This is a genomic window from Planococcus chinensis (genome assembly GCF_042681545.1).
GTDB classification, from domain to species: domain Bacteria; phylum Bacillota; class Bacilli; order Bacillales_A; family Planococcaceae; genus Planococcus; species Planococcus chinensis.
Genome location: NZ_JBHUFW010000004.1, coordinates 841,008 through 858,560, shown reverse-complemented (window position 1 = coordinate 858,560; position 17,553 = coordinate 841,008). Strand labels below are relative to the sequence as shown.

Annotated in this window: 19 protein-coding genes; 9 read left to right on the top strand and 10 right to left on the bottom strand. The window is 42.7% G+C overall.

Features of this window, described 5'->3' with window-relative positions; translation table 11 throughout:
* Positions 1 to 48: 48 nt before the first annotated feature.
* From ACFSDB_RS06545 to ACFSDB_RS06505, 9 genes are all read right to left on the bottom strand, one after another.
* On the bottom strand, positions 49 to 1,557 hold the full coding sequence (locus tag ACFSDB_RS06545; protein WP_204892381.1) for a DUF1846 domain-containing protein: 1,509 nt from the start codon (positions 1,555 to 1,557) through the stop codon (positions 49 to 51).
* Positions 1,558 to 2,128: 571 nt separating this feature from the next.
* Positions 2,129 to 2,455 (bottom strand): YnfA family protein, encoded by a 327-nt coding sequence (locus ACFSDB_RS06540; protein WP_204892382.1) that lies wholly within the window; start codon positions 2,453 to 2,455, stop codon positions 2,129 to 2,131.
* Positions 2,456 to 2,806: 351 nt separating this feature from the next.
* Positions 2,807 to 4,156 (bottom strand): dihydrolipoyl dehydrogenase family protein, encoded by a 1,350-nt coding sequence (locus tag ACFSDB_RS06535; RefSeq protein ID WP_204892383.1) that lies wholly within the window; start codon positions 4,154 to 4,156, stop codon positions 2,807 to 2,809.
* A gap of 377 nt (positions 4,157 to 4,533) precedes the next feature.
* Positions 4,534 to 6,174, bottom strand: a complete 1,641-nt coding sequence (gene merA, locus ACFSDB_RS06530; RefSeq protein ID WP_204892384.1) for a mercury(II) reductase — start codon at positions 6,172 to 6,174, stop codon at positions 4,534 to 4,536.
* A 16-nt stretch (positions 6,175 to 6,190) separates the two neighbouring features.
* Complete coding sequence (gene merP / locus ACFSDB_RS06525; RefSeq protein WP_204892385.1) at positions 6,191 to 6,571, bottom strand: mercury resistance system substrate-binding protein MerP; 381 nt, start codon at positions 6,569 to 6,571, stop codon at positions 6,191 to 6,193.
* 16 nt (positions 6,572 to 6,587) lie between these two features.
* Positions 6,588 to 6,890: a mercuric transport protein MerT gene (gene merT, locus ACFSDB_RS06520; protein ID WP_034781975.1), complete on the bottom strand. Its 303-nt coding sequence runs from the start codon at positions 6,888 to 6,890 to the stop codon at positions 6,588 to 6,590.
* Positions 6,887 to 7,045, bottom strand: coding sequence for a hypothetical protein (locus ACFSDB_RS06515; protein ID WP_204892386.1), 159 nt, complete (start codon positions 7,043 to 7,045; stop codon positions 6,887 to 6,889). Before ACFSDB_RS06515 ends, merT begins: the two co-directional genes overlap by 4 nt.
* Before the next feature lie 127 nt (positions 7,046 to 7,172).
* Positions 7,173 to 7,571, bottom strand: coding sequence for a mercury resistance transcriptional regulator MerR1 (gene merR1, locus ACFSDB_RS06510; protein ID WP_204892387.1), 399 nt, complete (start codon positions 7,569 to 7,571; stop codon positions 7,173 to 7,175).
* Positions 7,572 to 8,169: 598 nt separating this feature from the next.
* Positions 8,170 to 8,688, bottom strand: a complete 519-nt coding sequence (locus tag ACFSDB_RS06505) for a transcriptional regulator (protein ID WP_204892388.1) — start codon at positions 8,686 to 8,688, stop codon at positions 8,170 to 8,172.
* Positions 8,689 to 8,906: 218 nt separating this feature from the next.
* Here ACFSDB_RS06505 and ACFSDB_RS06500 point away from each other — a divergent pair, with 218 nt between their 5' ends.
* The 9 genes from ACFSDB_RS06500 to ACFSDB_RS06460 all read left to right on the top strand — a co-directional run bounded on the left by ACFSDB_RS06500 (position 8,907) and on the right by ACFSDB_RS06460 (position 16,540).
* Positions 8,907 to 9,158, top strand: a complete 252-nt coding sequence (locus ACFSDB_RS06500) for a PLD nuclease N-terminal domain-containing protein (RefSeq protein WP_204892389.1) — start codon at positions 8,907 to 8,909, stop codon at positions 9,156 to 9,158.
* Positions 9,133 to 10,023 (top strand): ABC transporter ATP-binding protein, encoded by an 891-nt coding sequence (locus ACFSDB_RS06495; protein ID WP_204892390.1) that lies wholly within the window; start codon positions 9,133 to 9,135, stop codon positions 10,021 to 10,023. Before ACFSDB_RS06500 ends, ACFSDB_RS06495 begins: the two co-directional genes overlap by 26 nt.
* A complete protein-coding gene (locus tag ACFSDB_RS06490; RefSeq protein WP_204892391.1) occupies positions 10,020 to 10,787 on the top strand; it encodes an ABC transporter permease in 768 nt (255 codons plus the stop codon). Before ACFSDB_RS06495 ends, ACFSDB_RS06490 begins: the two co-directional genes overlap by 4 nt.
* Positions 10,788 to 10,806: 19 nt before the next feature.
* Positions 10,807 to 11,520 (top strand): ABC transporter ATP-binding protein, encoded by a 714-nt coding sequence (locus ACFSDB_RS06485; RefSeq protein WP_204892392.1) that lies wholly within the window; start codon positions 10,807 to 10,809, stop codon positions 11,518 to 11,520.
* A complete protein-coding gene (locus ACFSDB_RS06480) occupies positions 11,513 to 13,066 on the top strand; it encodes a hypothetical protein (protein ID WP_204892393.1) in 1,554 nt (517 codons plus the stop codon). The genes ACFSDB_RS06485 and ACFSDB_RS06480 overlap by 8 nt, the downstream gene beginning before the upstream one ends.
* 439 nt (positions 13,067 to 13,505) lie before the next feature.
* Positions 13,506 to 14,207 carry a helix-turn-helix transcriptional regulator gene (locus ACFSDB_RS06475; RefSeq protein WP_204892394.1) on the top strand — a complete coding sequence of 234 codons (702 nt, stop codon included), beginning with the start codon at positions 13,506 to 13,508 and terminating at the stop codon, positions 14,205 to 14,207.
* Between the two features lie 88 nt (positions 14,208 to 14,295).
* A complete protein-coding gene (locus tag ACFSDB_RS06470; protein WP_204892395.1) occupies positions 14,296 to 15,192 on the top strand; it encodes an EamA family transporter in 897 nt (298 codons plus the stop codon).
* A 37-nt stretch (positions 15,193 to 15,229) separates the two neighbouring features.
* Complete coding sequence (csaA, locus tag ACFSDB_RS06465) at positions 15,230 to 15,562, top strand: chaperone CsaA (protein ID WP_204892396.1); 333 nt, start codon at positions 15,230 to 15,232, stop codon at positions 15,560 to 15,562.
* A 432-nt stretch (positions 15,563 to 15,994) separates the two neighbouring features.
* Positions 15,995 to 16,540: a TVP38/TMEM64 family protein gene (locus ACFSDB_RS06460; RefSeq protein WP_377339458.1), complete on the top strand. Its 546-nt coding sequence runs from the start codon at positions 15,995 to 15,997 to the stop codon at positions 16,538 to 16,540.
* A gap of 54 nt (positions 16,541 to 16,594) precedes the next feature.
* Here ACFSDB_RS06460 and ACFSDB_RS06455 read toward each other — a convergent pair whose 3' ends face one another.
* Entirely contained in the window at positions 16,595 to 17,542 is a 948-nt protein-coding gene (locus ACFSDB_RS06455; RefSeq protein ID WP_377339456.1) for a cation diffusion facilitator family transporter, read from the bottom strand.
* Between the last annotated feature and the right edge of the window lie 11 nt (positions 17,543 to 17,553).

The window sequence follows — 17,553 nt, the reverse complement described above, 5'->3', positions numbered from 1 at the left end:
CTGCCTTAGGCTTCTAAGAAAAAGAAAAAGGCAGGCGTTTTTCAAAACTTAATTGTAATACAGGTTCTCAGTTGGATATACCGGATCATTGGTGATATCGATTCCAAGCTTCTTAAAAGTTTGTTCGTTTTCTCTATTCAATATGACCGTGGAATGAGCTTGAGTGTCTTTTAAATTTGGCAATTGCTTATAAGCCAGCTCAGAAGTCGGATTGGTGACCGCACTGATTGCCAGTGCAATGAGCACTTCATTGGCGCTTAATGTCGGGACGCGGCTATTCAAGTCATCGGTTTTCAACCGTTGAATCGTCTGCAGAATTACCGGCGACAACAAATCAATTTCATCGGAAATATTGGTCAATTTCTTCAACCCATTCAGAATCGCGGCTGCCGAAGCATCCATCAAAGTGGTCGTTCGACCGGTAATCATCTCGCCATTCGGCAGTTCTAACGCAATTACGGCTTGTAAATTCGTGCTATCCATTTGCGCTTGGATTGATTTCGCATACTTACGGGCCGGCAATACAGGTGCCCGGTCCTCTTTCTTTAAACCGGTCTCTTCCAGAATCACTTGCATGTGGCGTACACTATCTTCATCAGCAAGCCCTTTTTTATAGTCGTTCTCTACGATGAAGCTGCGCCGAATGATTTCCTGCTTGGCAGCTTCCTGGACAACGCTATCGTCCGTGATGCCCGATTTCAGACGATTAACCCCCATATCAGTCGGTGAGCTGTAAACAGAGTCTTTGCCGGTAATCCGTTCAATAATCCGTTTGATGACAGGAAACGTCTCAATATCACGATTGTAATTAATCGCTACTTTCCCGTATGCTTCATAGTGATAATTATCAATCATATTTACGTCTTTTAAATCGACGGTAGCCGCTTCATAAGCGATGTTTACCGGGTGCTTTAACGGCAAGTTCCAAACTGGAAAAGTCTCAAACTTGGCATAGCCGACTTTATTCCCCAGTTTATTCTCATGGTACATTTGGTTAAGGCAAGTCGCAAGCTTCCCGCTGCCTGGGCCAGGGGCCGTTACTACCACGATTGGCTTTGTCGTTTTAATATAGGGATTCGTCGCAAATCCTTCTTCTCCAAGGACCGCGTCTACGTTTGTCGGATAACCTTCGATTTCGCGGTGAATACAGACGCTAATTCCGCTTCTCTCAAGCTTTGTCATAAATACTTTGACTGTTGGTTGCCCTTGATAACGAGTGATCAAGACACTATTGACAGAAATACCATATGCCCGGTATTCATCGATTAAGCGCAAGACATCTTGGTCATAAGTGATGCCATAATCTTCACGGACTTTGTTTCGTTCGATGTCTCCAGCGTACACACAGATGATGATTTCCGCTTTTTCTTTCAATGTATGCAATAGTTTGATCTTGGCATCTTCATCAAATCCAGGCAAGACACGCTTGGCATGTTTGTCGCCTATCAATTTTCCGCCAAATTCCAAGTAAAGTTTATCGTACTGCTGTACCCGTTCTAGGATGTAGGCTGATTGTTCTTGCAAATATTTCTCTGAATCAAATCCAATTTTTTTCATTAATGTAAGTCCCGCTTTCTATGCTTCAAGCTTTCTCTTAACCCAGTATTTAAAAATGCCTTAAGAGAAAAACCCAAATAAAAATTCATCTTTTATCATTATAAAGCTTTGAAAAAAAAAGACAAAGGAAACTCGGCCCAATCATTTCAATGATTGGGTTTTTCTAATATATACAGTGGCCATATCATGAATGTATTCAACCAAAATAACAAAATCTGCTCCAGAGTTTAGCAGATCCAAATCACAAACCCCTATTTACTTTGGATAGGTTTTAATAACTGAGTTAATTTTATTTATCGTCGTTAAAAACATTAGAATTTGATTTAATAACTGTGTATTTTTAGTTTTTGCCCAAAACATGCATTAGTTAGAGTTATTAAATAATATCAACCTCATTTACTTATGGTATGGTTCTCCTTCTTGTTATATCGATAACGTTCTAAAAAGCACACCTATGTAGACAAAAGAGAAAAAGCAGTGCCGACAGCACTGCTCTTCCCCTCTTTATATTTAGCTAGTAGAAATACTGCTACTTCTGATAATCCCTCATATGTAAACCACAGAAACTTATTTAGCCTCGTGGCGCCCATAACATTATAGAGACTCCAATTAAGCAAATACTTGCTCCAATCCAGTCGTATAGATCCGGGGTCTTTTTATCAACTCCCCATCCCCATAAAACGGAGAGGATGATGAACACTCCGCCATAAGAAGCATATATCCGGCCAAATGAAGAAAACGATTGGAAAGTGGCAATCACTCCGTATAAAGCTAATGCGATACCGCCGAAAATCCCTAAATACAAAGGCTTTCCTTCCCGTAGCCACAACCAAATTAAATAGCCCCCACCAATTTCAGCTATTCCTGCAATAATAAATAAGAAAATGGTATAGATCATTGCTATTACTCTCCTTACTCCATTACCTAATAAATTCTCTTTCTATTTTAATCGTAACAATAACAAATAGAGAATACTAATTGTTGCATTGGAATTAACTAGAATAACCTGATGGAATAAACTTATAAAACGTATGTAAAATTATAATTTCAAAGATGAAAAGGGAAAGAAGATGGGCTTCGACCAGCCTCTGCTTTCCCTTTTTATTTAAACAGCTTCTAAAAAACGACTATATCTTAACTATTACTTGAGACCACAAGAAAATGAAGCCCTTAATAACCCGTTCTACCAATTCTTTATTTTCAATTCGGTAAGTTTACCTTCTTTTATTCTCCTGCATCGTCCATTGCCTTACAACATATACCCTAGATCCGAAGCTGCCGTTGGATAAGCATAAATCATCTGCTTCAGGTCCTTTGTCGCCAAATCAAATTGAATCGCTGTCGCAAAATGATTGATTAATTCATCTGCTTCGTGGCTGATCAAGTGGGCCCCCAGTATTCTGTCGGTTTGTTCATCAATGATGACTTTCACCATCGCATATTTTTCGTTTGTGCGCTTGTAAGTGTACCAGTCTGATGTATCCATTTTTTTCACTTTGATTTGCTGGCCTTTGTCCCTCGCCTGTTCTTCGGTTAATCCTACAGAAGCCAGTTTCGGAAGTGTGAATACCACTGTCGGCATCACTTTGTAATTAGGCGACCGGTGATTTCCTTTGAGCAGATTCGATGCCACCACATGCGACTCCATCGATGCAATCGGGGTTAACGGAAGGCCCGCCGTTGCAGCTGCATCCCCGGCTGCGTATACTTTGGGGTTGCTGCTGCTTTGAAGGTATTCATTGACGGAAACGCCTCTTTTTTCGCGTTCCACATTGCCTTTTTCCAGCTGCAGATCTTCTAGGTCAGGCATTCGTCCTGCGCCATGCAGAACCAGGTCACCTTCCCAGTAAACCGGCTGGCCGTTATTCAACCCGGTTACGATGTAAGAGGAACCCTTCTTTTCAATCGACTTTACCTCCGTATTGAGATGCAGATGAATACCAATCTCTTTTGATTTCTCCATCAGCAACCCGACCAGTTCAGAATCAAATTGCTCAAGTGGGCGATCTCCCCGGTGGATGATATGCACTTCTGACCCTGCCCTGGCAGCGATATGGGCAAACTCAAAGGAGATGTATCCGCCGCCGATAAACACCATTTTCGCTGGAAGCTCGTCCAATTCCAGGAATTCGTCGCTATACGTGAGATGTTCCGTCCCTTCAATAGGCAATGGGGCCAGTTTGGCTCCATTCGCAATCAGAATATGCTTTCCGGTTAAGACATCTTCGCCTACTTGAATTTTCTCTTCATTCAAAAAGGAAGCTCGCCCATGAAAAGTGTGAATCCCTGCTTTTTGAAAGTTCTCCACTCGGTTATCCGGCACGGGTTCGGTAAAGGTGCGTTTAAAAGCCATCAATTCCGACCAATTGATGCTGGAACCGGAGATAATGCCGTTTCCTTTCATTCTGTCGATGCCATCAATCATTTCAGCAGCTCCCACCAGCACTTTTTTCGGATCACATCCCCTAAGTGCACAGGTGCCGCCGAAAGGCCGTGAATCAATTATTGCGACTTTCCATCCCGCATTATTGCACTTAGAAGCTGCAGCGGAACCGCCTGAACCGGTTCCTATGACAATCAAATCGAATTCTTCTTCCATTTCTCTCATCCTCTCCATGTAAAAAAAGAAATCGCTTTTCCTTTTTCCCTTCTATAGTGCTAGTCCTACTATTCCACTGCCCGTCCTGTCAAAAACCATGTGCCTTGTTTATGGTTGAATATTTTTTCCATTCTTCTGAAAACTTTTTAGAAGAATGGCAAGTTTACGGGTGCCCATTCCTCTAACCAATCGAAAAAAATAATAAATCTTCCCCAAAAAAAGAGACAAATCAAAAGCGATTTGTCCTTAAGCCCCTATTAATTCAATCTCCGTTCGATTGAATTTCATTAATCTTCTCAGTTAATTTTTTCTGTCCCATCTCTCATTTGAGACCCGTCCCTTATCTCTTTTCTGGCGATATTATCCTTGCCGATTCATTAGCCGGCACAGCAAGACAGTTTGCTGACATCCTTGTCCAACGTGATGGCGGCCAGTTTCAACCCTTCAGCCATTGTCAAATACGGTGCCATCGTATTTTTCAGATCGTCTGCGGTCAAGCCGAACTGTACGGCTAATGTGGCTCCGTAAATTACCTCTCCCGCATTTTCGGCCACGACATGTGCCCCGAGAATTTTTCTTGTTTGCTGATCGACCACCAACTTGAAGACACCGCTTGTTTCACGGTTCACCAGTGCTCTTGGTACGTTTTCAAGCGGCAGCACGGAAGTTAGCACTTCGTACCCTTCATTTCGGGCTTGTTGTTCAGTCAGTCCGATTGTTGCAATGGCTGGGGTAGTAAACGTCACGCCCGGAACAAACCGCAAATCCACTTTCTTATCTGCCGAACCCAGTGTGTTCTCAACTACAATTCCACCTTCATACGCAGCCACATAGACAAACTGCGGCCCTAAGGTCACATCTCCCGCTGCATAGATGTCGGCGTTGCTGGTCTGCAGATACTCATTGACCGCTACTTCCCCTTGCGGGCCAATCTCAACCCCGGCCTTTTCTAAATGGAGGGAATCCGTATTTGGCCGTCTTCCAGTGGCAACCAGCACTTGATCCGCTTCAATTACCTGTTCCTGACCGTTCACTTCAATATGGATTTTTTTCATATCACCGCTCTGTTCGACCTTCTTGTAGGTGACTCCCTTGATGAATTTTAGGCCATGCTTGGTTAAGGCTTCATCGGCGGCTTCCGAGATTTCCGGATCGTATTCTTTCAGCAGCCGTTCACTCCGCTGCATCATCGTCACATCGGACCCTAAGTTGTGAAACAGCTGGCCCAGTTCCATCGCAATATAACCTGAACCGATAACGGCCAATTTTTTCGGCACTTCTGTTAACTCCAAAGCGGTGGTACTTGTTAAAAATTCCACTTCGCTAAGTCCCGGAATATCCGGAATGGATGGGGCTGCCCCTGTCGAAATCAAAAATTTCGCTGCGGTATAGGCCTGGCCATTCACTTCGACTGTTTTTTCGTCTGTAAAGGCGGCTTCTCCGCGGATTAGCTCAAATCCGTATTCCTCAATCAGACCGATGTATTTTTGCTGTCTCATCCCGTCGACAAGCTCGTCTTTTTGCCCGGTCAACGCAGCCAAATCAACCGGTCCGGCGTTTGTCTTCAAACCGGCAAATGGGTTGTTGCTGGCCAAGTGATTGATTTCCCCCGCACGAAGCATCGTTTTGGAAGGAACGCAGCCAATGTTGACGCAAGTGCCGCCAACGATGCCTCGTTCGACGACCGCCACTTTTGCTCCTTTTTCAACGGCTTTGATGGCAGCAGAAAAGGCAGCTCCACCCGAACCAATAATTAGCAAGTCATAATCAAGGGACGAATTGTCCGAAATAAATTCGTTTTCTTCGGCTTCCACTGTCGCTTCCCCTGCTCGATACCCCGACTCGTTGATCGCCTGTTTCGCCTTCTCCAATTTCTCTTCAGCGATTTCAAACGTCGCCTGATTGCGGCGGTAATCGACTTCAATCCCTTTTGCTCCTGCATTTTCTAGAGCAACCGCAACATGTTCTTCACAACTTGTGCAGGTCATTCCCTGGACGTTTACGTGAACTTTTTTCATGTGAAAATTCCTCCTTTTATTCGACGGGCAGCCCTATGTCTGCAACCGCCGTCTTAATGGCATCCAAACTCGTTTTCGTCTCATCAAAAGTGACCGTCACTTCCGCCGTGCTTCCGTCAACGTGAATATCCGTTTTACCGGCACCTTCTACTTCGGCGATGGCATCTTCCACGACAGATGGCGGGCAGCAATCCATAAAAGCCGTAACCATGAATACACCTGTCCCTTCGGCTGCCGCATCCGCGTTTCCATCTTTCTGTGCGGCCGCAACACCCATTTCCACTTCATTCTCCGATTCTTCCGTTGGCGGTTGTTGAACTTCTTGCCCGTTACTGCATGCACTTATCACCAACAAAAGAGATACCATCATCATAATCCCAATTAGCTGTTTTTTCATGTAAAACCCTCCTCTTTTATATTCCACCCTCAACTATGAATAAAAACAGAAACATGCCGAAAACAAGAAACGACGTAATCCATAAACCAATGACCGAACTTTTCCTTTTCCCTTTTCTTCCATACACCTTATAAAAGGAGTAAGCAAGGAGAAAAAGCGTTAAGACGCTGAACAACAACCGGTACTTTAATGAATAGAAGGCTAATGCTCCTGCAAGACCTGTCAGTCCAAGGGGAAGAAAAATCAGCGGACCCAGGCAACAGGCAGCCATAGCAAAAGCCGAGAATACGGCAGCTAACTGCGGCACTTTTTCCTTCATGATTTTATCCTCTCCAAGCTGCAGCAATCATGTATTGGCGCGCTTTCTTTCTTTGTTTCCTTTTTTGATTCTGGATCAATTTTCCGCCAGCCCTTGAAAAGAGCAAAAACGAATAACAAACCCATCAAGATGAAAATAACATCTTTAAATTCCATGATGTACGACCCCAGTGCGGTTCATGCAAACAAGGGAAGCAGTAAAACCAAGTGGCAGGGACATGTGATTAATGCGACAAAAAACCAGCCTGAACTTTTCAATGTTTTTTTCATTCTGTTTCACCTCTTATTTCTTCATCAATGTTTCAATAATGGGGCATTCGTAGATATCCTTGTTTTCGGGACACCTTTCTTTAAGATCACTTAACATCCGTTCAATTCGCTGCAAATCTTCAATTTTCCGTTGAATGTCTTCTATCTTGAGCACCGTAAAATCATACATATCCCGACACTTTGCTTCATCGCGATCGACGACTCCAAGCAACTTATCAATCTCCTGTAGAGTAAATCCTAGTTCCTGCATCCGTTTAATGAAACTCAATCGATCGACTGTTTCCAAACCGTACATCCGATAGCCTTTTTCAGTGCGATCAGGCTCTGGAAATAAGCCGAGACGTTCATAATATCGAATGGTCTCCTTGTTCACACCGCATTTGTCAGCCAGTTCTCCGATACGCATTTGCATGCCTCTCACCTCACTTGTCATATTCCCCTCTAGTCGAGTACAGGATCTACACTTGCTTGAATACATTCCTGTCTCTTTTGAGTTGCAACGTTATGTGCAGGATTTTCCTCGATATATACAGAATAAACCCTGTACCACGGTACAAGGTCAAGTATATTGATTCTTTTTAATTTTAATTCTTCAACAAAGTGAACCTAAATGGTCCGTGTGTAAAAAAATAAAGGAAGAGAAAATGTCTCTCGGCCATCTTCTTTTTTTATCTTCTAATAACTGATCGTTATGGGAAGTATATTTATTTCAAAAAGAATGAGCTTCTTAATAGATGAAAGAGGCGATTAGGGAAGAACTGTAGAAAAAGCTGAATCTCCAATTTTTTCCGTAAGATCAGAGTTTTCTTTTTTTACACTCGTATAGTCTGAACGAAGTTTAGTAGTAGTGAAAATAAAAGCGTTCGTAAAAGTACACCTTTACGAACAAAAAGGGAGAAAAGAGGAGCTTTGATTGGCCTCTTTTCTCCCTGTGTATTCAAGCAACTTCTCATAATCCATCACATGTAAATAAATTTTGAAAAAGAAAAATTTCTCCCTCAAAGAGATAATCACGGAATAATTACTAACGAAACCGTGCGGTCAGTCCCTTCTTCCGTATCTTTCATATTATAATATTTTTCCATTAGTGTACTTAGCTCCGATTGAAAATCGTTAAAGGAATCATTTGTTAAGTTCAGTTTCACTAAGGAAAATGTGGATCGATCTGGTGACTGATTTTCAACACTGCTTTCATGATAGTTTTTATAGTTTTGTAAAATGTACATGAAAAAGTAGGTCACAAATTTTATTTTCTCGCTATAAGTAGCCGACAGCCAATCATCTTCGCTGATCTTGTAAGCTTGCGTATTCAAAGCATATAGCTTTTCTTCAACTTTTCCAATACGATTTATGCCAACGATTTTTAATAAATCATCCCCAACCATTGAATTTACGTGTCTGTATAATGTCGCTTGCGATACATCTTTTAATAATTTATTTAACTGCATAATCGACATTCCTTCATCGACATCTATTAATTCCAACGCTATTTTAAACCTGACTTGGTTTTTGAATAAATCAAATTCCATTTTATATTATCCCCTTTTTCTTTAAGCTTAGTTAGCTATTATATATTCTTTCTTCTAATTTACCAACTTCTCTTAAAATTCCAACTTGGTCTCTTCTTCAAAAAGCCATTAAAATAAAGTTCTTTCTAAATTTCTTACTAAATCATTTTTTAAATAAAATAGACTAGTTGACTTTTCAATTATCATTATCGATAATGATAATTGAAGGAGGGATTCATTTGAATACAGATATGACTGCTCTACTGGAAATTGATTGGGCACAGATTCTCCCTTTCGCCTTGCCAATTATTTTATTAAACCTATTACTGATTGGGGTCGCGCTCTATGATTGGTTCAAAAGAAAAAATCTGATTTCCTCACCGTATATTTGGTTGGTCGCCATTATATTGCTCCAATTGCTCGGACCGATATTGTATTTAGTGATTGGAAGGAGAATGATTCGAAATGATTACAGTGGTGAAGCTTCATAAGACGATCAAAAAAAGAAAAATTTTGAGTGATGTCACCTTCTCGATTGCAGAAGGCGAGTGTGTTGGTTTGTTGGGACCGAATGGCGCTGGCAAAACGACGCTCATCAAATGCATGACCGGCATTCTGCAGCATGAACAAGGGGACATTACGTTCAATTCCAACCCTATCGTGCAACATAAGAAAAATATTGGCTATCTGTCCCAACATACGGACTTCAAACCTTGGATGACCTGTGAGGAATCGCTCTTTTTCTTCGGAAAATTGTCGGGCTTGGACAAGACATTTTTAAAGGGGAATATTTCAGCGGTTTTAGAAGAAGTTGGGCTTAAGGATAAGGAAAACTACAAAGTGGAACAATTATCCGGCGGCATGAAACAGCGGCTCGGGATCGCCCAGGCCATTTTGCACCAACCGCTGTTGCTGATTTTGGATGAACCGGTTTCAGCGTTGGATCCGATTGGCAGAAATGAAGTAAAAAAGTTGATCGCTCGCTTAAAGAAGCAAACGACCATCATCATTTCGACGCATATATTGGACGACGCCAGCGAATTTTGCGACCGGTACATTATCATTAAAAATGGAATGATTGTCGGAAACATAAACGATGTACTTCAGAAATCATACCGCAAACAAATTCTAGTTAAGACGGGGAATGTCCCGCAAACAAGTGAAGCATTGAAAAGTTCTGAGGTCGAACACGTTGAATGGTTATCACCAAACACCTTTCTTTTAACGGGAGCTGAGGAATTGGATTTAAAGAAAGTCGTAAACGATTTCGCTGCAAAAGAAATGGATATTACGTCCATTGCGTTTTATGAAAGAGGGATAGAAGAAATTTTCCTGGAGATGGTATCGGACACATGACAAACTTTTATACATTAACGCGCACTGAACTAGTAGAAGCCGCAAAAGAATTTAAGTTCATCTGGTTAACGCTGTTTTTCGTGATCTTGGGCCTTACCCAACCGCTAATCACTAAATACATGGACGTTATCCTCGAAAACGTTGGCGGTGCCGACGGCATCACCATCGATCCGAACCGGCCGGTACCAAGTTCTGCCGAAGTTCTTTTGTCGACCATTTCCGGCCAATTCAATCAAATCGGACTCATCATCTTAATTATTAGTTTCATGGGGCTGATTGCAGCCGACCGCAACAGCGGCATGCAAGATTTCATATTGACCCGCCCCGTCTCCCTGCGCTCCTACCTATTGTCGAAGCTGGCGGGCCATTGGGCAGTCAGCATGTTCAGCATCTCCATTGGAGCAGCCGTTTCTTATGGTTACACCATTTTCTTATTCGGTTCTTTCTCTTTTTCAAGCTTTGGACTGTTTCTGCTGTTGTACAGTTTATGGATCCTCTTCGTGGTGAGTCTGGCCATCTTGATCAGCACCTTTGTTAAGAGCCCCATCCTTATCGCTGTCACAACAATCGCCGTTTCTATTTTCTTTATTCTGATCAAGGGGTTCAACCATTTCTTGTTCCAGCTGTCACCAGGCGGTATCTTAAACCTGGCGGAGAACCAGTTGCTGTCGGTCCGGGACTTGAATTACTTCAGTATCGCAACCTGTTTGGCATTTATTTTACTGAACCTTGCATGGGCCAGTAGGAATCTGAAAAAGTTTTAATTGAAGGAGAATCGTCTAAATGTTATTAATAAACAACCTAACCAAGTTATACAAAGGATCTGAAAAAGGCATTAGGAACTTAACTTTAGATTTGACGGAAGGCGATATTTGCGCCTTCATCGGCATGAACGGAGCTGGAAAAACAACTGCCATCAAATCCATCGTGGGCATTCACAGTTTTGATCAAGGCGCTATTGAATTTGATGGCGTGAGCATAGAGAAAAACCCACGAGAATTTAAACAGATGGTCGGTTACTCACCCGACACTCCTGTGCTCTACGGGAATATGACGGGGTATTCGTACCTTGAAATAATCGGAAGCATCTATCAGATTGATAATGCGACGATAAACGAGCAATTGAACACCTTGCTGAAAAAGCTCAATTTCGGCAGTGCTATCCATGAGTTGATTTCTACCTATTCGCATGGCATGAAACAAAGACTCGTGCTTATTTCCATCCTGATGCACAATCCAAAGCTGATCATATTGGATGAACCCTTTGTCGGACTGGATCCGAACGCCACTTATTTTTTACAGGAAGAAATGAAAAAACGGGCTGCTGAAGGATCCATTGTGTTGTATTCGACCCACGTTTTAGAAGTAGCGGAAAAGCTCTGCAACAAAGTGGTCATGATCCACAACGGCGAAGTGGTCGTCAATGATACGATGATCAATCTATTGTCCGAAAGTAGCTTAGGTGAAAAATTCAGGAGCATCACAGCACATGAGTAAGCTCATCCAATTGCAAAAGTATATCTTAGCAAATGATTTTCAATTTTCCAGATTGGGATTATCCACTAACCAGGACGACCGAAAGCACGCTGTTCTTACGTTGGCAGGCTATTGTGCCGCTGTTGTCATGGCCATCGGCTATATTGTCTATATCGCTTTTGATTTGTACAGCAACGAAGAATCTACGTTGTTTTTTCCGATTCTTTCGTCCATTTTGTTTTGGACCCTGGGATTCTGGACCATCTTAAGCGGCATTAAGAAAATGATTGTTTCGTCAGATACTGAATTTATTTTCAGCCTGCCCATTCCATTGTGGCAAGCCAAGCTCTTTAATGTAATCAAACTCCTGATCCTTTATTTCTTCATTGCTGCAACTGCCATTTTTGTTGGCATCTTGTTGCATATGTTCATTATTCCCAACTTCTGGTTCGTACTATTATCCAGTCTTCTTCTTGTGGTGATACTTCCTCTACTAGTTATCACAACAACGTTCATCATTTCATTAACAGTAAAAATTCTTCTTAATTTTTTAACCATCCATAGTAATGTAATCGAAGCTTTGCTTACAATCTTTTTATTCCTTTCACCTCTTTTGTATATCACGTACAGCACTTCTTCATTGGATTACAAAGATATTTTTTCTATTAGTTCCCCACTCTACTTGTTCGGCATCATTAGCAACTCTACACCAGAATTCGGATTCTTTAACTCAGTGAGCTTACTAACAATAACCCTCGTTCTTGTTTTCATAACAGGATACATATTTACTAAAAGGCATGCTTTCTTAGCTGCAAGCTACTCTACTTCGTCAAAAAGAAAAGCACGTGATTCCAGCACGTTTTCTTCCAATAGTTTATTTAAAAATCTATTCTCAAAAGAGCTGAAACTATATCTATCATCTATCACCTATGTCAGCAATACAGTGCTTACACCTGCGCTATTACTAATGGGCAGCCTGGCTTATTTGTTCAATATTTCCTCTCTTTTGTATGACTACACCTTGGAACTGTCCTTCATCACGATGTCAAGCAAGTATATCTTCATTCTATTTACGACTGTATGTATTCTTTTGACCACAACCACGTCTTCAAGCCTATCTTTTGAAGGCCAAAGCATCTGGATTTTGTTGACGTCTCCGCTCTCTTTGATGGAACTTGCAAAAGCCAAGATGGCATTAAACGTGCTGCTTTTTGTACCAGGATTAGCTTGTGCTATTTTGGTCTATACTCAAAATTTCAGTTCATCGCTATTGGATTCACTGCTCTTCATTTCTTTTACACTCACTAGTTTACTGCTTATTAGCATGTTAGGCTTCTTTGTCAATTTGAAATTCCCTAATTACAACTGGTCCAGTGAGATGGAAGTAATCAAGCAGGGTAAATCCACTATAATCACCGCTATTATCAGTTCATTTCTTATCTCAATCACGGCGATTTTGATTCTACTAGATTTCAATTTCACATTCCAACTTCTCGTATTGGTCAATGTCTGTATAATTATAGTTTTAATTTACAAGCTAAGGGAAAGCTCGTTACTTATGGAATAAAGCAATTGGCACCAGAACCTTCGGAGTCCCTTCTCTCTTAATGTGGCTTTTGGGAGATGTACTTGGTATTCTTGCTTCTTCCCTTTACTCGGACTGTTTGGGCAGTAGGTAACCTCATTGTAAGTACTTATAATTATAGAAGGGAGATATTCAGTGGTTTTCTGAATGTCTCCCTTCTATATGTGCAGCTTCCGATAATCTGATGATATGTAAACCTAGTATTATAAAGATTTAAAAATTATTGAGATCCACCTTATTCAGTTTATTTTTAAGAAACAGTTTCTGTTTTTATACGAACTTTGAACGTTTTAGGTTGAGATGAATCCAATGAACTCACTTCCTCCTACTTTTTATGGTATCCTCTTACTAACTAAAAGGAAAAGGTTCATTCCTCCCTTTAATCGAATTCACATAAACCAACAGGAATAGGAGGAAAAAAATGCATTCGTTAGACCATGTACTGTGTGAAAAGAGATCTTATACGCGAGAGTTTGCTTCCCACCATCATGAGTTCGGGCAGTTTCTTTTTCCATTGCAGGGTTCTTTAGACATCAAGACGTTGGGGCAAGAGATCAATCTTAACTCAGATCATTGTTTCTTCCTGCCACCTCGGTTAGAACATGACTACCGGTCCAGAGACCGGAATGAATTTTTAATCTTGGATGTCCCAGTACATTACCTACCAGAGCATACTTCTAATATGCATGTTGAATTAGACACTCAGTGGTCGGCTATCCGTTATTTGTTGTTAGAAGAGGCAAATATTCCGGACAACACCACTTCCTTGATGAATTTAGCCCGCTATGTTGTCGGGAAACTCCAAACCTCGAATCCTGCATCAATTGACTATATCCATAACCACTTTAAAGAACCGATTACGCTGGAGACTTTAGCGGCAATCGAACATTACCACCCTGTTTATTATTCGTCCTGGTTCAAGAAAAGAACCGGAAAAAGCGTGAAACATTATATAGCCGAACTGCGGCTACACGAAGCAAAAAACTTATTGATATCCACCAGCTGGTCCATGTCAAAAATCAGTGAAGAACTGGGCTTCGAGAATTCTTCCTCATTCACCAGATGGTTCGGAAATAGCGAAGGCATAGCGCCACAGAAGTACCGCATTCTTAATAATGGATAAAAAGGACCTTAAACTTGGCAAAGAAGATTCTTAGGTATTCTTCTAAAATGAGTTTAATGTCCTTTTATCTTTAGAGTGAGGTGAGCAAATGAAGGTGAATTCGTCAATCATTATGATTTTACTGGCTGCCATGCTTTGGGGAACCACAGGAACAACGCAGGCGCTTGCGCCAGAAACAGCCCATCCGATTGCAATCGGTGCTACTCGCTTGGCTGTCGGTGGTCTCTTTTTGCTGAGTCTTGTTCTTGCAGCAGGAAAATTGAATTTCAAGAATTGGCCGATCAAGACGACGATACTGGCTTCTTTGAGCATGGCGTTGTATCAACCGTTGTTCTTTTCGGCTGTTCTCATGACAGGGGTGGCCATCGGAACCGTGGTCACCATAGGGAGCGCACCGATTTTCTCCGGCTTCATTGAATGGGTTTTTCTGAAAAAAAGACCCACTGCCATTTGGTGGGTTTCCACCTTTCTCTCCATTTTAGGTTGTCTGTTGTTGTTGATGAATCAGGAATCGGTCTATATCAATCCCGTGGGCATCGTATTGGCTTTGGGGGCTGGGATATCGTTTGCCAGTTACACGCTTGTAAGCAGAGAATTGGTTGAAGCCTATTCTCCCTTATCGGTAGTAGCTGTGGTTTTCACGCTCAGTGCACTGCTGTTATCTCCCCTACTCTTTGTCTTTGATATGTCTTGGATAACGAGTGTGCGGGGTGCGGGGATAAGCCTTCACCTTGGAATCGTTGCCACCGGGATTGCCTATTTCTTATTTGCCAAAGGTCTTTCCCGTGTTTCTTCATCAACAGCCGTTACCCTTTCGCTGGCAGAACCATTAACCGCAGCCTTATTGGGCGTTTTTGTAGTCGGAGAGCGCTTAAACGCCTTTTCATGGTTGGGAATATCCCTCTTGCTTCTTGGTATTGGACTGTTGATCTGGTCGTCCAAGAATACCAGTGGCCAACAAGCACTTGAAGCGGTTCAGAAATGAGAGGCATTAAAAATGATAGAGAGGTTGTTCGTTTACTATGACTAAAATTGAGGATTTTTTCAAATTGGATATGCGTGTTGGGACGGTAATTGACGCTACCCCTTTTCTGGAAGCAAGAAAACCGGCGATAAAACTGCAAATTGATTTTGGCGAAGAGATCGGCATCAAACATTCTTCTGCCCAAATTACAAAGCGATATTCTCCCGAGCATCTTTGTGGACGTCAGGTAGTTGGGGTTGTGAACCTTCCTCCTATGCGTGTAGCCGGATTCAAATCGGAGGTACTGGTAATAGGCGGTGTCCCGGAAGAAGGCGACGTCATTTTGTTAAAGCCCGATGAGCCAATCACAAATGGAACACGCATCTCCTGATTGGTGATTTTGAAATAAGGTTGGGTTATCCATAACCTGTAACAGACAATCCTATACGGTAATCAAAGAGCGCGATTCCAAATGGAATTGCGCTCTTTGATTTAAAGTTTAAAACTCATTCTTAAATATGCCTATCAAGAATAATAGCGTTCGTAAAAGTACACGTTTATGAACGCTTTGGAAAGGGTTGAAAATGGACAAAAAGAGCGTTCGTAGATGTGTCAAATCACTTTACGAACGTCCGCGAATTTACATGCACTTTTCCGGACACTTTTCGCGTATAGTTAAGAATATAAACGTCGTTCTACCTATTCCATTTATCGATACGGCGCAATGCAGGGAACTTGGAATTTCAATAAAAAATAAATACCATACTTGCTATAAAATATAAACTCACTAAAAGATATGATAAAGAGTCTTAGGAGGCCTTTAATGACGGAAATATTCATCACGCTTCTGGAATTCTTGCTGCTTCTTGCCGCAAACATATTGATCGGGGCACTCGGATTTATTCCAAGTTTTATCATGACCGCTGTGAACATTAAAAGTTTTGGCCTCCAAGGCGGCGCCGCACTAACCCTGCTCGGGGAAATCTTTGGGGCTTTGGCCGGTTTCCATTTGTACCGCTATGGATTCTCCAAGGCAGCGCCCTCTTGGCAGCGCCATCGCTTCTGGAACTTCTGGCACGGGCAGCCTGACAGCAGAGTGTTTAAAGCCGTTATCCTGATGCGGCTCTTGCCATTTGTGCCGTCCGGCCTTGTGACAGCCGGGGCAGCGCTGACGAACATCCGCGCCTGGCCGTTTATGGCCGCGAGCACCATCGGCAAGGTTCCGGCGGTCTTTCTTGAACTGGCTGCTGTCTACGGCTTTGTTCAGGTGGCCCCTCCCGTTCTCCAGTATGCCGCTTTTGGCGCTGTGCTTGTTTTTATCGCATGGACGTGGAACAAGCGCCGGCTGGAAACGAGTGAAACTGAATAAAAAACAAAAAATCCTCCGGGGCTTTTACAAGCCCCGGAGGATTTTTCTCTCGTTCTAATGGTGTTCATGGTAGTGAGCTTCTTCCAACTGCCCGCTGTTCTGGCAGATCGCCGCTTCGGAATGGGGATGTTCTTGGTTTTCCAATTGAATAGTGACATGCCCGATTTTCTGTTCTGCCATAGCTTCTTCAATCTGCCTTAGCAGAGGCTGGCATTCATCGAACGAGATGCCTTTTTCCACCACGACGTGACCCGACATCGCGTTCTGGCCGCTCGTGATGCTCCAGATATGCAAGTCATGGACATTCGCGATTCCCGGAATCGCTTCGATTGCCCCAATCACCTGATCGATTTCCACGTTTCGGGGCGTGCCTTCCATCAAGACATGGATGGCTTCCTTAGTGACTCGCCAGCCGCTTAGGAGCACCAGAACAGCAACGGCGATGCTCGCTAGCGGGTCTGCCAGGCTCCAGCCGAAAAATAAGATCAGCAACGCTGCTATAATCGCACCGACAGATCCGAGCATATCGCTCAGGACATGTAGAAAAGCTGCCCGGAGGTTCAAATTCTCCCGGGTGTCTCCTCCCCTCATCAAAATCCAAGCCACCAGCAGGTTGACTGCTAATCCCGCAACCGCTATGGCCAGCATCCCTTCTGACGCCACTTCCGGCGGATCCCAAAAACGCTGGAACGCTTCGTAGAAGATATAAAGCGAGATGAGCACCAGCGTTGCACCGTTAAAAACAGCTGCCAGGATTTCAAAGCGTTTATAGCCATATGTTTTTGAATAATCCGCCGCCCGTTCCCCGAGCGTGAAAGCGAGGACGCCTACTCCTAAGGAGACCGAATCGCTCAGCATATGGCCGGCATCTGCCAGAAGCGCAAGACTATTGGTCAACCAGCCGCCGATTGCTTCGACTGCCATGAAAAGCGTTGTAATGAGAAACGCGATTTTCAAAGTTCTTTTATTCTTGCCATGTGAATGATTGTGTCCGTTTCCCAAAGGGTTCCCCT